This window comes from Paracoccus actinidiae, from assembly GCF_030863885.1.
Lineage (GTDB): Bacteria > Pseudomonadota > Alphaproteobacteria > Rhodobacterales > Rhodobacteraceae > Paracoccus > Paracoccus everestensis.
The window spans coordinates 898,910-913,581 of the sequence record NZ_CP132956.1; the positions used below are offsets into that span (position 1 = coordinate 898,910).

Here is a 14,672-nt window from a genome sequence, read left to right on the forward strand (position 1 = left end):
AGATGAAGCCGTTCCAGGGAAGGGAATTGCCATGCGCCGCATGATCCACAACACCACCGCCATCGTGGCCTGCCTGTCGCTGCTGGTGCCGCCAATGGCCCAGGCCCAGGGCGCACCGGCCGAGGGGGAACAGCCGCCCGTTCCGCCTGCCCAGGAACAGCCCGCCGAAACCCAAGCCGAACCGGCGGCTGAAGCCCCTGCCGAGGCTGCGCCCGAATCCGCCGAAGCCCCCGTCGAGGAAGCTGCCCCCGAAGCAGCCGAACCTCCGGTAGAGGAACCGCAGCCCGCCCCCGAGCCGACCGAGGCGCCTGCCGAACCGGAAGCGCCCGCCCCGGTCGAGGACGCCCCCGAACCTGCGCCTGAGCCGCAGGCCGAACCGGCAGAGGCTGCCGAACCCGCCGCTGCGCCAGAGCCGCAGGAAGCCGCACAAGAGGCTGAGCCGGAGGAGGCCCAGGCACAGCCTGAATCCGCCGAACGCCCGGCCCCGGCCCAACGTGAACAACAGGAAGAACGGCCCGTGCAGGCCGAACGTCCTGCCGATCAGGAAGGCAAGTCGCAGCGTGCGCAAGACCGTGCCGAACGGCAGGCCGAGCAGGAGCAGTCCACGGCCGAGGGCCAGGCCGAACGCCCGGTAGAGGCTGCCCGCGAACAGAGCGGGGAACGCCCTGCCGCAGCCGATGCGGCCCGTCAGCAAGACGAGGAACGCCCGGCCGAGGCCGCCGCTGCCCGCGAACAGCAAGCCGACCGTCCCGAACCGGCCCCGGCAGATGCCGAGGCCCCGCAGGCAGAAGGCGGCGACCCCCTGGGTGAGGCGCTCCAGGCTGAACAGCAGGGCGAACAGCCGGCCCCTGAGGCCGAGAATGAACCCGCCCAAGCCGAAACCGAGACGGATGCGGCACCCGCCACGCCCGACGAGAATACGTTGCGCGACGCCTTGGCCCGCGAACAGGCGGAACCTGAATCCCCCGCCAGCGAGCAGGCGGCAGGCCAACCTGCCCAGGCAGCACCCGCGGCCGCGCCCGAAGTGGATGCGGCCCCGACCGAAGGCGCCCAGCAGGCCGCCGAGGAAACCGGTGGATCTACGGCCGCCGCCCTGGATGACGACCAGGAAGGTGAGATCGTCGAACAGGAGATCACCGAGGAAAACAGCCGCTCCTCGTCCGAGGATTTCGCGACCAGCCTGCGCGACGCCCTGGCCCCGCAAGGGGAACAGCCTGCCGCGCGCGAGGAGGATGACGACGACAACAACGACCTGGCCAAAGCCCTGCTGCTGGGCCTGGGCGCGGTTGCGGTCGGCAGCTATCTGAACAACAACCGCCAGGTCGCGCTGAGTGCCCCCGACCGGGTCGTGGTGACCCGCGCCGACGGCAGCCAGGAGGTGATCAAGGACGAGGTCGCCCTGCTGCGCCAGCCCGGATCCACCGTGGCGACCGAGAACTTCGATGACGGATCGTCGCGCACGGTCGTGACCCGTGCCGATGGCAGCCGCGTCGTGACCATCCGCGACGCGGATCTGCGCGTGCTGCGCCGCACGCTGGTTTCCCCCGACGGCACCCAGACCCGCCTGATCGACGACACGGCCGAGGTCGAACCCGTCGATCTGGCCACCCTGCCGGCCCCCGCGCCGGTCACGGCCACCGGCGTGTCCCAGGACGAGGCAGCCTTGCGCGAAGCCTTGCAACGGCAAGTGAATGTCGACCGCCGTTTCACGCTTGGCCAGGTGCGGTCCATTCCCCAGGTTCGCGCCCTGGTCCCGCCGGTCACGATCGACGCCATCACCTTTGACACCGGATCGGCGGCGATCTCTCCTGACCAGGCCACGCAGCTGTCGACATTGGGCAGCGTGATCCAGGACGCTGTTGCGCAGAACCCGCAGGAGATGTTCCTGATCGAAGGCCATACCGATACGGTCGGCGCCGATGCGGCAAACCTGGCGCTGTCCGACCGCCGCGCGGAATCGGTGGCCCTGGCCTTGTCCGAGTATTTCCAGGTGCCGCCCGAGAACCTTGTCGTGCAAGGCTATGGAGAGCAATTCCCGCAGGTGCGCCAGGAAGGCGATGTGCGTGAAAACCGCCGCGCTGCGGTCCGGCGGATCACCGATCTGCTGCAAACGGCGCAGGCACAATAAAAGGAAAGGCCCCGGTCATTGCCGGGGCCTTTTTCTGACGCCTAAAGGTGGCGGGGGAATTCGATCTTGGGGCATCGGTCCTGAATGACCGTGATGCCCCTGGCCTCGGCCCGTGCTGCTGCGGCATCGTTGCGAATGCCCAGTTGCAACCAGATCGACTTCAGGTCGGGAAGATGGGCCAGGGCCTCGTCCACGATGGGGCCGACGGCCTCGGATCTGCGGAAAACGTCCACCATCTGCACATGGGCCGACTTCGGGATATCGGACAAGCTGGCATAGACCGTTTCCCCCAGGATCATGCCTCCAGCCTGACCGGGGTTCACGGGAATGACACGATACCCGTTCGCCTGCAGGAAACGGGCCACCCCCCAGCTGGGCCGTGCCTCATTGGGCGACAGTCCTACAACCGCAATCACTTTTATGCTGCGGACAATCCGCGCAATATCTTCGTCGTCCTTGAAATCGACTTCCATGACGGGTCTCCCCTCCTCGTCCAAAAGTTGTAGGCACCATTACATATAAAAGGCGCCCGGTCCAGATTGCTGGCCGGGCGCAAGTCGCGGAACGAGGGACAGTGATCTGAACATGACGGTTCCAAGTCATGTTCCACAGTGTAAATAGGCAACACCCCCCAAAAGTTCCAGCGATGTCGCAATTTCGTGATGAAAATCCGCTAAAAAAGCGTCAGGGTTTCCAGCGCTCTCGGGCCCGGGACAGAACCTCGCGCGGCGCTTGCTGCAGCTTGCGGACCGCCCTGTTCGATCCCACAAGATATAGGCGGTTTTCGATAATGACGAAGTGGCGCGGATCACCGGCCACCCGTCGCCCTTCGGACAGCGCAACCGGGCAAAGCCCGCCAAAGGCCGGGGCGAAGCTGCGCGGATCGGCCTCGAAGCGGTTGCGGTTTTCCTCGGTCGCGAAATGCCAGACCTTGCCCTTCCACAGCGTCGAAATGTCGCCCCGTCCCGGAATGGGCCGCCCGCTTTCCAGAAAGCCCACCGCATCGAATCCGTCGATGGCCCAGTCCTGGGCCATGACCGGCAGGGCAGGTGCCAAGGTCAGCATCAGCGAGAGAAGCAGCGTTTTCATGGGTCAGGCAATTTCCTGGCGGCAGGATGCCTCATTGGCAGCACCCGCCGCGATTCTCAACGCCGGCGCGCGGATTGTCGCAGGGATGTGATCCCTAGGACATGCTGGCCGCATAGAGCGCCACCGCAGCCGCGTTCGACACGTTCAGCGATCCGAAATCTGCCGCAAAGGGAATGCGCGCGACGTGATCGCAGCTTTTCATGGTCAGATCGCGCATCCCCGGCCCTTCGGCCCCCAGGACCAGGCAGATTGCGCGGCCTGGCAGGCCTTCCAGCAGGTCGGGCAGGGGGGCGTCGCCTGTCCCGTCCAGCCCGATCAGGATAAAGCCCATGCCCTTCAGTTGCGAAAGCGCCTCGGCAAGGTTGGGTACGCGCAGATAGGGCTGGCGTTCCAGCGCGCCCGAGGCGGTCTTGGCAAGCGCGCCGGTTTCGGGGGCGGAATGGCGGGCGGGGGCGATGACGGCGCGGGCGCCGAATACCTCGGCCGACCGCAGGATGGCGCCGATGTTGTGAGGATCGGTTACCCGGTCCAGGGCCACAAGCAGCGGCCGCCGTTCGCCGGGCGCCTGGCGCAGCACCACATCGCTGAGGCCGCCCCATTTCAGCGGACGCACCTCCAACGCGGCGCCCTGGTGGACGCTGTCGGGGGCCAGGGGCACGGCCTTGCCGAAGACCCGGGGGTCGGTGATCTCGGGTTCCATCCCGTGCAGGTCGCCCAGGCGGTCCACCGCGTTGGGGGTCACCACCAGCCGCAGCTTTTCGCGCGCGGGATTGGCAAGCGCGTCGCGCACCGCGTGCAGGCCGAACAGCCACACGGTTTCCGCGGCCCCCGCGCGGCGGGCACGTTCCTTGTCGATCACCCAGGTGGGTTTCTTGGGCTTTCCCGGTCGATCACTCATGCGCAGGGTCCTTTCGGCTGGCCCCCTTCATCGCGCGTCCTGCGGCCCTTGCGCAAGGCCCGGAAATCCGCTTGACGCCCCGTGCCCCGCCCGCTAATGACCCCCCACGCCGACTGGCTCGGCGGGCGACGTGCTGCAAGGTGCGGCAGCGGACTGTAACTCCGCCGGGGAGACCCACGCCTGGTTCGATTCCAGGGTCGCCCACCATTCCCCCCCATCTTGACGCCATTGTTCCCATGCGATTGTCTGGCCGCATTGCGGGGGCCATGCATTGCAGATCGACGATTTCATCCATCGCTGGCAAAAGTCCGGCGGCAGCGAACGCGCCAATTTCCAGCAATTCGCCATCGAGCTGACGCAGCTTCTGGGCGTCCGCAGCTTCTGGGCGTCGATGCGCCCAAGCCCGCCACGGCGGACGGGCAAAGCGACGATTACCGTTTCGAACGGCCCGTGACCTTCATCCATACCGGCACGCAATCGCGGGGCTTCATCGACCTGTATCGCCGCCATTCCTTCGTGATGGAGGGCAAGCAGGGCACCGGCGCCAGCCCCGCCGACCAGTTGACCCTGCTGCCCGATGCCCCCGCCCAAAGGCAGGGCCATGGCCTGCGGGGGACGCGCCGCTGGGACGACAGCATGCTGCGCGCCCGCGGACAGGCCGACAGCTATGCCCGTGCCGTGGCGCGAGAGGACGGCTGGCCGCCCTTTCTGCTGATCGTGGACGTGGGCCACGTGATCGAGGTTCATGCGGATTTTTCCGGCCAGGGGCAGGGCTATACCCAGTTCCCCGATGGCAACCGCTATCGCATCACGCTGGACGACCTGCGCTGCGACAAGACCCGTGACCGGCTGCGGCTGATCTGGACCGATCCGGCCAGCCTGGATCCCGCGCGGGTCAGCGCCGATGTGACGCGCAAGGTGGCGGGGCACCTGGCGGAACTGGGCCGGTCCTTCGAATCCCAGGGCCATCAGCCGGACACGGTGGCCCGGTTCCTGATGCGCGCCCTGTTCACCATGTTCGCCGAGGATGTGCAGCTGATCCCCGACGGCGCCTTCTCGAAACTGCTCGGCGACCGGCGGGGCAATCCCGAACACGCAGCGCCCATGCTGCAAAGCCTGTGGGCCACGATGAATGCGGGCGGGTTTTCCCCGGCGCTGTCCTGCGACCTGAAACGCTTCAACGGCGGGCTGTTCCGGGACGCGACCGCGCTGCCCCTGAACGAGATCCAGTTGTCCCTGCTGATCCAGGCCGCGTCCCACAACTGGCGCGAGGTCGAGCCCGCCATCTTCGGCACCCTTCTGGAACGCGCCCTGGACAAGCGCCAGCGGCACAAGCTGGGCGCGCATTACACGCCCCGCGCCTATGTCGAGCGGCTGGTGAATCCCACGGTGATCGAACCCCTGCGCGCGGAATGGCGCGACATCCAGGCCGCCGCCTTGACGCTGGCCGGCCAGGACAGGCTGTCGGACGCCCGCGCGACCGTGCGCGGTTACCACCAGCGGCTGTGCAACGTCACCGTGCTGGATCCGGCCTGCGGGTCGGGCAATTTCCTGTATGTCGCGCTAGAACTGATGAAGCGCCTGGAAGGCGAGGTGATCGTCCTGCTGCGCGACCTGGGCGAGGATCAGGGCGCCCTGGCCCTGACCGGCCACACCGTCGATCCGCACCAGTTCCTGGGGATCGAGGTGAACCCCTGGGCCGCCGCCGTGGCCGAGCTGGTGCTGTGGATCGGCTATCTGCAATGGCATTTCCGCACCCATGGGAACGCCAGCCATTCCGACCCGATCCTCAAGGACTTTCGCAACATCGAAAACCGCGACGCCGTGCTGGACTGGGACGGCACCCAGGCCCGGCTGGACGCGGCGGGGGCGCCGGTGACGCGGTGGGACGGGGCGACGACCATCACCCATCCGGTGACGGGCGAGGCCGTGCCCGATCCGGCGGCGCGGGTCGCGGTGATGGATTACACGCATCCCCGGCCCGCCACATGGCCGCAGGCGGATTTCATCGTCGGCAACCCGCCCTTCATCGGGGCCAGCCGGATGCGCGACGCCCTGGGCGACGGTTATACCGAGGCGCTGCGCCGCGCTTATCCCCGGATGCCCGAAAGCGCGGATTTCGTGATGTTCTGGTGGGACAAGGCGGCGTTGGCCCTGCACGGGGGCAAGACCCGGCGGCTGGGGCTGATCACGACCAATTCCCTGCGCCAGACCTTCAACCGGCAGGTGCTGGAACCGCATCTGAACGACCCCAAGAAGCCCTTGTCGCTGGCCTTCGCCATTCCTGACCACCCTTGGGTCGATGCGGGCGACGGGGCGGCGGTGCGCATCGCCATGACCGTGGCCGAGGCGGGATCGGCGCCGGGGCGACTGTTTACCGTCGCATCCGAGGCGAAGGGCAATGAGCGGGCCGAGGGTCGCGACGTGGTCCTGTCCGGTCAGGTGGGGAAGATCTTTTCCAACCTGCGGATCGGCGCGGATGTGGCGGGGGCCAAGGCGCTGAAGGCGAATGATGGCATCTCATCGCCGGGCGTCAAGCTGCATGGCGCAGGCTTCATTGTCACACCGGGAGAGGCGCGGGCGCTTGGCCTTGGCGTGGTGCCGGGGCTGGACAGGCATATCCGCGAATACCGCAATGGCCGCGACCTGACTGCCGCCCCGCGCGGGGTCATGGTGATCGACCTGTTCGGCCTGTCGGAAACCGAGGTGCGGACGCGGTTTCCCGCTGTCTATCAATGGGTGCTGGACAAGGTGAAACCTGAAAGGGACCAGAACAACCGCGACAGTTATAGGCGGAACTGGTGGGTGCATGGCGAGCCGCGCAGGGATCTGCGACCCGCGCTTGAGGGGTTACCCCGCTATGTTGCAACGGTTGAAACGACCAAGCATCGCCTGTTCCAGTTTCTTGGATCGCAGACCTTGCCAGACAATATGCTGATCGCGATCGGCACTGACGACGCCGCCCTGCTCTCTGTCCTCTCCAGCCGCTTCCATGTCGTCTGGGCCTTGAAGTCAGGCGGAACGCTTGAGGATCGCCCCCGTTACAACAAATCGCTCTGCTTCGACCCCTTCCCCTTCCCGGATCCGACCGAGGCGCAGAAAACCCGGCTCCGCGCCCTGGGCGAGGAACTCGACGCCCATCGCAAGGCGCAGCAGGCCGCGCATCCCCGGCTGACCCTGACCGGAATGTATAACGTGCTGGAAAAGCTGCGCGCGGGCGAACGCATCGAAGGCCGCGACAAAGAGATCTATGACGCGGGCCTTGTTGGCATCCTGCGCGACATCCACGACCGCATCGACGCCGCCGTGGCCGACGCCTATGGCTGGCCCGTGGACCTGTCTGACGACGACGTCCTGCACCGCCTGGTCGATCTGAACCGCACCCGCGCGGCCGAGGAGGCCTCGGGCCATGTCCGCTGGCTGCGCCCCGAATACCAGAACCCCGCAGGCCAGGCCGCCGCCCCCAAGGGCCGCCAATCCGAACTGGACATGGACGCGGCGGCCGATCCCGCCGACAAGGCGCTGTGGCCCAAGACCCTGCCCGAACAGATCGCCGCCGTCCGCGCCGCCCTGTCCGACCTGGGCGATGCCACCCCCGACCAGGTCGCCCGCCACTTCAGGCGCGCCCGCGCCGCCACCGTCCAGCCGCTTCTGGACAGCCTTGCAGCGCTTGGCCAGGCAAGGACACTGGGCCACGGGCGTTACGCGATATAGGGCATTGGTGACCCCGACAGGACTTGAACCTGTAACCTGCCCCTTAGGAGGGGGCTGCTCTATCCAGTTGAGCCACGGGGCCGCCTTTGCCCTTGTGACCGCAGACGCGGCATTTGGCAAGGTTGTCGCGGGGTCGAACGGGCGCTAACATCGGGCAAAGACCTGATCCTCCGGTGCCCGATGAACGTCCCCAGACCCCGCCGCCCCCTGACCCTGCGCGATGTATCCGAGGCATCGGGCGTGTCAGAGATGACCGTCAGCCGGGTTCTGCGCAACCGGGGCGACGTGTCGGCGGCCACCCGCGAAAAGGTGCTGACGGCCGCCAAGACGCTGGGATATGTCCCCAACAAGATCGCGGGCGGCCTGGCCAGCCAGCGGGTGAACCTGGTCGCCGTGGTGATCCCGTCGCTGTCGAACCTGGTCTTTCCCGACGTGCTGGGCGGGGTTTCGGCGGAACTGGACGACACCGGCCTGCAACCGGTGATCGGCGTCACCAACTATTCCCCCGCGCGCGAGGAGATGGTGCTGTATGACATGCTGTCCTGGCGCCCCTCCGGCGTGATCCTGGCGGGCCTGGAACACAGCAAGGCATCGCGCGCCATGCTGGAAAATTCCGGGATACCCGTGGTGGAGATCATGGACGTGGACGGCGAGGGCATCGACACCATCGTCGGCATTTCCCACCGCCGGGCGGGCCGGGAAATGGCCGCGCGGATCCTGGCCGCCGGTTATCGCCGCATCGGCTTTGTCGGCACCCATATGCCCGAGGATCACCGCGCCCGCAAACGCCTTGCGGGATTCGAGGAAGGCCTGACCGATGCGGGCGTGACGCTGGAAGCGCGCGAATATTACCAGGGCGGATCGTCGCTGCTGAAGGGGCGCGAATTGACCGAACGCATCCTGACCCGCGCGCCGGATCTGGATTTCCTGTATTTCTCGAACGACATGATCGGGGCAGGGGGGCTGCTGCATTGCCTGGACAAGGGCTATGACATTCCGGGCCGGATCGGGCTTGCCGGGTTCAACGGCGTCGATCTGCTGGACGGGCTGCCGGTGCGGCTGGCCACGACCGATGCGCGCCGGGTCGATATCGGGCGGCGCGCGGCCCGGCTGGTTGCGGGCAAGGACACCATCCCCGAGGATCGCATCGTCGCGCTGACGCCGACCTTTCTGCCGGGCGATACGATCCGCCATGCGTGACGCTTGTGGCAGGCGCGGGGCATGATTAAGTCTGCGGTCATGCATATTCCCTATCTTGACCGTTTCATGACCAAGGGCCCCCGCGTGTCGGTGGTCCGCCTGCACGGCGCCATCGGCATGGCCGGGCGCGGCGGTTCGCTGTCGGACGCGGCCCTTGCCCCGGTGATCGAGCGCGCCTTTCGCAAGGGCAAGCCGGTGGCAGTGGCGCTGTCCATCAACTCGCCCGGCGGATCGCCGGTGCAATCCTCCCTGATCGCCGCCCGGATCCGGCGTCTGGCGGACGAGACGAAGACCCCCGTCCATGCCTTTGTCGAGGATGTGGCGGCATCCGGCGGATACTGGCTGGCCTGCGCGGGCGACCGGATCTGGGCCGACGAAAGCTCGATCCTGGGGTCGATCGGCGTGATCTCGGCCGGGTTCGGGTTCCAGGATCTGATTGCCCGATGGGGGATCGAGCGGCGCGTGCATACCGCTGGCCGGTCGAAATCCACGCTGGACCCGTTCCGCCCCGAACGCCCCGAGGATGTCGAACGCCTGCACAACGTGCTGGAACCGATCCACCAGGCCTTCAAGGACCACGTGACCGCGCGGCGTGGCGACAGGCTGGCTACGGACCGCGACCTGTTCACCGGCGAATTCTGGGCCGGCCGGCAATCGGTCGATCTGGGGCTGGCGGACGGCATCGGCCATCTGGTGCCGCAGATGAAGGCGCTTTACGGCGACAAGACACGCTTTGTCGTCCATGCCCCGCGCCAGTCGCTGTTCTGCAGGCTGGGCCTGTCGGCAGGCACCGTGCTGGACGCAGCCCAGGAACGCGCCGCATTCGCCCGCTTTTGTGCCGGGGGATGAGCGTTCGGATCGTGGTCATCTTCCTGCTGGTGATGGTCGCCTTGGCGCTGCTGCGCGGCCCGGCCTTTCGCCGCGGCATCCGGCGGATCTTGGGCATCCCGCCGTCCCGCCGCAGGCCGCGCGACTAGGACGCTTCAGGTTGTCCCCGTGCAGGTAAGATTCGTTAAGCAAGGGTCTGAAACTGCGCAAGTTTCACCAACTGGCAGGGGAAGGATTAAGTTTCCCTATGAAAACAACGGCCTGGGTATCTGCCCAAAATAAAGGCAAAGTCACCGTTTTGTAACGATTGCTGGTCAGGACGGCCCTGCCTCACAGGACTCTCACAGAGTTATCCACAATGGCGGTGGACAGCTTTGCCCTTGTAATCACACCCCGGAACTTGCAGCCCGCGACGGGAATCACCTATCTGACAGATATGACACAAGGCACCACCCCCAAGACCGGCCATGCGCTGATCCAGGACTATCTGCGGCAACTGGACCGCAGCCCCGGCGTCTACCGGATGCTGGATGCCCAGGGCGGCGTTCTGTATGTCGGCAAGGCGCGGGATCTGCGGGCGCGGGTGTCGAACTATGCCCGGCCGTCGGGCCATTCGGCACGCATCGCGCGGATGATCCGCGAAACCTGTTCGATGATGTTCCTGACCACGCGCACCGAAACCGAGGCGCTGCTGCTGGAACAGAACCTCATCAAGCAGCTCAAGCCGCGCTACAACGTGCTGTTGCGCGACGACAAGTCCTTCCCGAACATCCTGGTCGCGAAATCCCATGCCTATCCCCAGATCAAGAAGCATCGCGGGGCCAAGTCGGAAAAGGGCGATTACTACGGGCCCTTTGCCAGCGCGGGGGCGGTCAACCGGACACTGACGCAGTTGCAGCGCGTCTTCCTGCTGCGCAACTGCACCGACGCAACATTCGAATCGCGCACCCGTCCCTGCCTGCTGTTCCAGATCAAGCGGTGCAGCGCGCCCTGCGTGGGCCGGATCAGCGCCGATGATTACGGCGCCCTGGTGTCGGATGCCGAACGCTTCCTGCAGGGCAAGACGACCGTGATCCAGGCGAACCTGGCCCGCGACATGGCCGAGGCGGCCGAGAACATGGAATACGAACGGGCCGCTGCCCTGCGCGACCGGATCAAGGCGTTGACCGCCGTGCAGTCCGTGCAGGCCATCAATCCCAAGCGCGTGGCTGAGGCCGACATCGTCGCCCTGCATATGGAAAGCGGCCAGGCCTGCGTTCAGGTCTTCTTCATCCGCGGCAACCAAAGCTGGGGCAACCGCGACTTCTATCCCCGGCTGGGCGGCGTCGAATCCCCTGCCGAGGTCATGCAGGCCTTCCTGCTGCAATTCTATGACGACAAGCCACCGCCCCGGATGATCCTGCTGTCGCACGTCCCGGACGAGCCTGACCTGACGCAGCAGGTGCTGTCCGAACGTGCCCACCGCCGCATTGTCGTCGGCGTCCCGCAGCGGGGCGAGAAGTTCGAGCTTGTGGAAAACGCGCTTCGCAATGCCCGTGAAAGCCTGGCCCGCCGCATGTCCGAAAGCGCCACCCAACTGCGCCTGCTGGACGGCGTGGGCGAGGCCTTCGACCTGCCCGCCGCCCCTCGCCGGATCGAGGTTTACGACAACAGCCACATCATGGGCACCAATGCCGTGGGCGGCATGATCGTGGCCGGGCCGGAAGGCTATATCAAAAGCCAGTACCGCAAGTTCAACATCAAGGGGACCGAGATCACGCCGGGCGACGACTTCGGCATGATGAAGGAAATGCTGGGCCGCCGCTTTGTCCGCCTGCTGAAGGAAGACCCCGACCGCCAAACCGAATCCTGGCCCGACCTGCTGCTGATCGACGGCGGCGCGGGGCAGGTGTCGGCCGTGGACGGCATCCTGGCCGAACTGGGGGTCGAGGATATTCCGGTCGTCGGCGTCGCCAAGGGCATCGACCGCGACCAGGGCAAGGAGGAATTCCACCGCCCCGGCCGGGCGCCCTTTGCCCTGCGCATGAACGACCCGGTCCTGTATTTCATCCAGCGTCTGCGCGACGAGGCGCATCGCTGGGCCATCGGCACCCATCGCGCCAAGCGCGCCAAGGCGGTCATGGCCAACCCCCTGGACGAGATCGCAGGCATCGGCGCATCCCGCAAGCGCGCCTTGCTTCAGCATTTCGGCAGCGCCAAGGCGGTCAGCCGCGCGGGCCTGGCCGATCTGCAAGCAGTCGAGGGAATCTCGGCCGCCATGGCGCAAAAGGTCCATGACCATTTCAATGCGCGGGGCTGACAGCGGCCCGTTTCCGCCCTGTCCCAATGGAATGATGTCCCAAATTGTCGCAGCCAAAGGGAACAACAGTCGCTGCAACAATCACGCCCGCGACTAAAGTGCCGCTAGGTCAACGGCTTGCAGCGGCTTTCAGGACGACGCGAATGCCGCCTCCTGCAGCGCAATGTCTTGCGGTATCATGGTACCGCATGGTTGGGCGTGGATCACGTTATGGTTGCCCCGCTCAACCTGGGAAAGAGGCTATCATGACTCATTTGCCCGCATCTGGCATCGTTGCCCTCCGGTTCCTGCCCGCCGGCCTGCCCAAGGCCGCACGTGGGGACGAATACAAACCCCATCTGACGGAACTGACAGGCACGGTGACCGACAATTACAGCAGCGGCAGCGATCCGGTGCTGTGCGTCAGCGATGCCGAGGGCCGCAACTGGACGGTGGAACTGGCAAGCCGCGCCCGCAACGCCCAGATCGGCCTGACGGACGCCGCCGCGATGCCCGGCGATCCCATCAGGATCATCGGACACCGCACCCGCCGCTTTGGCGAACAGCGCATCAAGGCGGTGCACCTGACCATTGCCGGCCGTGCCTTTGCGCTGATCGAAGGCGCGCTCGGCTGACCTTTGGCGCGGCGCATTTCGGTGCGCCGCCCCTTTCCAAGTCCGGCGCCACGGACTAGCTTGCCCGTTATGCGCTGGACCGTCCCCAATATCCTGACCCTTCTTCGGCTGATCGCGGCGCCCGCCGTGCCGCTGATGTTTCTGTATTTCAGCCGGCCCTTTGCCGACTGGGCAGCCCTGGCGCTGTTCATGATCGCGGCGGTGACCGACTGGATCGACGGCTATCTGGCGCGAAGCTGGCAGCAGGAAAGCCGCTTCGGCGCGGCCATGGATCCCATCGCCGACAAGGCCATGGTGGTGATCGCCATCGTGGTCATCACCGGCTATTCCGGGATGAACCCCTGGCTGATCCTGCCCGCCACCCTGATCCTGTTCCGAGAGGTCTTCGTGTCCGGCCTGCGCGAATTCCTGGGATCGAACGCGCGCCTGCTGAAGGTGACAAAGCTGGCGAAATGGAAGACCACCACGCAGATGGTCGCCATCTCGGTCCTGTTCCTGGGCACGGGGCTGGCCTATGTCGAACATGGCCGCCCGCCGCGCGTAGGGGAAACGAACCTGCCCTGGTCGTCGTCCTGGGCGGATCTGGCGACGCAGGTGGGGCTGTTGCTGATCTGGATCGCCGCGATCCTGACGGCCTGGACGGGTTGGGATTATTTCGTCAAGGCGCGCCCTTACCTGCGCGAACCCGGCCATGACGCTTGATGTCCTGTATTTCGCCTGGCTGCGTGAACGCATCGGCCAGCCCCGCGAACGGATCGAGACCGACGCCGCCACCGTCCGCGACCTGATCGCCGAGCTTGCCGCCCGCGACGACTGGCACGCCGCCGCATTCGCCGATCTTGCCGCCGTGCGCTGCGCCGTGGACCAGCAGCTTGCCGACCTGGACGCACCCCTTGCGGGTGCCCGAGAGGTCGCGTTCTTCCCGCCCATGACCGGCGGCTGAAGCCGATGTCGGCCCGCGTCCAGACCGTCCCCTTTGACCTTGCCGCCGAACTGGCGGGCTTTGGCGCGGGCGCGGGGGCCATCGTCACCTTCACGGGCGTGGTGCGCGACGACACCGGAACCATGGCCGCGCTGGAGATCGAGCATTATCCCGGCATGACCGAACGCGCGCTGTCCGATTACGGCAGCGAAGCCGCCACCCGCTTCGCGCTGACCGACTGGCGCATCGTCCACCGCCATGGGCGGTTGGCCGTGGGGGAACCGATCATGATGGTCGCCACCGCCGCCCGTCACCGCCAGGCCGCCTTCCAGGCCGCCGATTACCTGATGGACTGGCTGAAATCCCGCGCGCCGTTCTGGAAGCGGGAAATCGGCCACGACGGCGCCGTTCGCTGGATCGATGCCAAGACCAGCGACGAAGACGCCTTGTCGCGATGGTAGGCCCCTTGGTCCGGCCCGAATTGCGTGCATGGACCGCCCGCTGGTCCGAAGCCCTCGTGGCCGTCGCAATCCTGCTGGCCGGATCGTGGCTGGCGCTGCGGGGCGGCTGGTTCTTCGCGGCCCTTGGCGCCATTGCCGTGGTGGTCGGGTTGTCGCTGCTGATCGGGGCGCTTCGCAGAATGCCCTTTCGCCGCCGCATCGACGCCCCCGGCCTGGTCGAGGTGGACGAGGGCGCCATCCGATATTTTGGCGCGTCCGTCCTGGGCGGCGAGATCGCCCTGCGCGATCTGGTCGAGATCCGCCTGCTGCGGCTCAAGGGCCGGGGCCATTGGCGGCTGCGCAGCGCCAGCGGGGAAGCCCTGCTGGTGCCCGTCGATGCTGCCGGATCGGACGCCCTGGCCGATGCCTTTACCGCCTTGCCGGATCTCGACATGGGCGCGGTGTCCGCCGCCTTGGCCCATGTCGCCGACCAGCCGGACGCCGTGCGCACCGTTTGGCGGAGAGCGGGTTGAGGCGGGT

15 protein-coding genes and 2 tRNA genes are annotated in these 14,672 nt (G+C 66.7%); 13 read left to right on the forward strand and 4 right to left on the reverse strand.

Annotation, left to right across the window (positions count from 1 at the left end; translation table 11 throughout):
- The first annotated feature begins 31 nt into the window (after positions 1-31).
- Positions 32-2,128, forward strand: coding sequence for an OmpA family protein (locus Q5701_RS04540; protein WP_306753987.1), 2,097 nt, complete (start codon positions 32-34; stop codon positions 2,126-2,128).
- Positions 2,129-2,169: 41 nt separating this feature from the next.
- Here Q5701_RS04540 and Q5701_RS04545 read toward each other — a convergent pair whose 3' ends face one another.
- From Q5701_RS04545 to Q5701_RS04555, 3 genes are all read right to left on the reverse strand, one after another.
- Positions 2,170-2,601: a CoA-binding protein gene (locus Q5701_RS04545; protein WP_306753989.1), complete on the reverse strand. Its 432-nt coding sequence runs from the start codon at positions 2,599-2,601 to the stop codon at positions 2,170-2,172.
- Positions 2,602-2,812: 211 nt separating this feature from the next.
- On the reverse strand, positions 2,813-3,217 hold the full coding sequence (locus tag Q5701_RS04550; RefSeq protein WP_306753990.1) for a YHS domain-containing (seleno)protein: 405 nt from the start codon (positions 3,215-3,217) through the stop codon (positions 2,813-2,815).
- 94 nt (positions 3,218-3,311) lie between these two features.
- Positions 3,312-4,115: a TrmH family RNA methyltransferase gene (locus tag Q5701_RS04555; protein WP_306753991.1), complete on the reverse strand. Its 804-nt coding sequence runs from the start codon at positions 4,113-4,115 to the stop codon at positions 3,312-3,314.
- Between the two features lie 123 nt (positions 4,116-4,238).
- Here Q5701_RS04555 and Q5701_RS04560 point away from each other — a divergent pair.
- The 3 genes from Q5701_RS04560 (at position 4,239) to Q5701_RS04570 (ending at position 7,829) form a co-directional block, all read left to right on the forward strand.
- Positions 4,239-4,322 (forward strand) — tRNA-Tyr (locus tag Q5701_RS04560).
- Positions 4,323-4,386: 64 nt separating this feature from the next.
- Entirely contained in the window at positions 4,387-4,569 is a 183-nt protein-coding gene (locus Q5701_RS04565; protein ID WP_306755522.1) for a hypothetical protein, read from the forward strand.
- Positions 4,497-7,829 (forward strand): class I SAM-dependent DNA methyltransferase, encoded by a 3,333-nt coding sequence (locus Q5701_RS04570; RefSeq protein ID WP_306755338.1) that lies wholly within the window; start codon positions 4,497-4,499, stop codon positions 7,827-7,829. The genes Q5701_RS04565 and Q5701_RS04570 overlap by 73 nt, the downstream gene beginning before the upstream one ends.
- A gap of 5 nt (positions 7,830-7,834) precedes the next feature.
- On the opposite strand, the gene Q5701_RS04575 is transcribed toward Q5701_RS04570, so the two are convergent.
- Positions 7,835-7,911 (reverse strand) — tRNA-Arg (locus tag Q5701_RS04575).
- 98 nt (positions 7,912-8,009) lie between these two features.
- Between Q5701_RS04575 and Q5701_RS04580 the strand changes: the two genes are divergently transcribed.
- The 9 genes from Q5701_RS04580 to Q5701_RS04620 all read left to right on the forward strand — a co-directional run bounded on the left by Q5701_RS04580 (position 8,010) and on the right by Q5701_RS04620 (position 14,665).
- Positions 8,010-9,029: a LacI family DNA-binding transcriptional regulator gene (locus tag Q5701_RS04580; protein WP_306753992.1), complete on the forward strand. Its 1,020-nt coding sequence runs from the start codon at positions 8,010-8,012 to the stop codon at positions 9,027-9,029.
- A gap of 66 nt (positions 9,030-9,095) precedes the next feature.
- Positions 9,096-9,878 carry a S49 family peptidase gene (locus tag Q5701_RS04585; RefSeq protein WP_306753994.1) on the forward strand — a complete coding sequence of 261 codons (783 nt, stop codon included), beginning with the start codon at positions 9,096-9,098 and terminating at the stop codon, positions 9,876-9,878.
- Positions 9,875-10,006, forward strand: coding sequence for a hypothetical protein (locus Q5701_RS04590; RefSeq protein ID WP_306753995.1), 132 nt, complete (start codon positions 9,875-9,877; stop codon positions 10,004-10,006). The genes Q5701_RS04585 and Q5701_RS04590 overlap by 4 nt, the downstream gene beginning before the upstream one ends.
- A 287-nt stretch (positions 10,007-10,293) precedes the next feature.
- A complete protein-coding gene (gene uvrC / locus Q5701_RS04595; RefSeq protein ID WP_234853945.1) occupies positions 10,294-12,156 on the forward strand; it encodes an excinuclease ABC subunit UvrC in 1,863 nt (620 codons plus the stop codon).
- A gap of 245 nt (positions 12,157-12,401) precedes the next feature.
- Positions 12,402-12,770, forward strand: coding sequence for a hypothetical protein (locus tag Q5701_RS04600; RefSeq protein WP_306753996.1), 369 nt, complete (start codon positions 12,402-12,404; stop codon positions 12,768-12,770).
- 69 nt (positions 12,771-12,839) lie between these two features.
- Positions 12,840-13,472 carry a CDP-diacylglycerol--glycerol-3-phosphate 3-phosphatidyltransferase gene (pgsA, locus tag Q5701_RS04605; RefSeq protein ID WP_234853943.1) on the forward strand — a complete coding sequence of 211 codons (633 nt, stop codon included), beginning with the start codon at positions 12,840-12,842 and terminating at the stop codon, positions 13,470-13,472.
- Positions 13,462-13,713, forward strand: coding sequence for a molybdopterin converting factor subunit 1 (gene moaD / locus Q5701_RS04610; RefSeq protein WP_234853942.1), 252 nt, complete (start codon positions 13,462-13,464; stop codon positions 13,711-13,713). Before pgsA ends, moaD begins: the two co-directional genes overlap by 11 nt.
- A gap of 5 nt (positions 13,714-13,718) precedes the next feature.
- Positions 13,719-14,153, forward strand: a complete 435-nt coding sequence (locus tag Q5701_RS04615) for a molybdenum cofactor biosynthesis protein MoaE (RefSeq protein ID WP_306753997.1) — start codon at positions 13,719-13,721, stop codon at positions 14,151-14,153.
- A complete protein-coding gene (locus Q5701_RS04620) occupies positions 14,147-14,665 on the forward strand; it encodes a hypothetical protein (protein ID WP_306753998.1) in 519 nt (172 codons plus the stop codon). Before Q5701_RS04615 ends, Q5701_RS04620 begins: the two co-directional genes overlap by 7 nt.
- Positions 14,666-14,672: the final 7 nt, after the last annotated feature.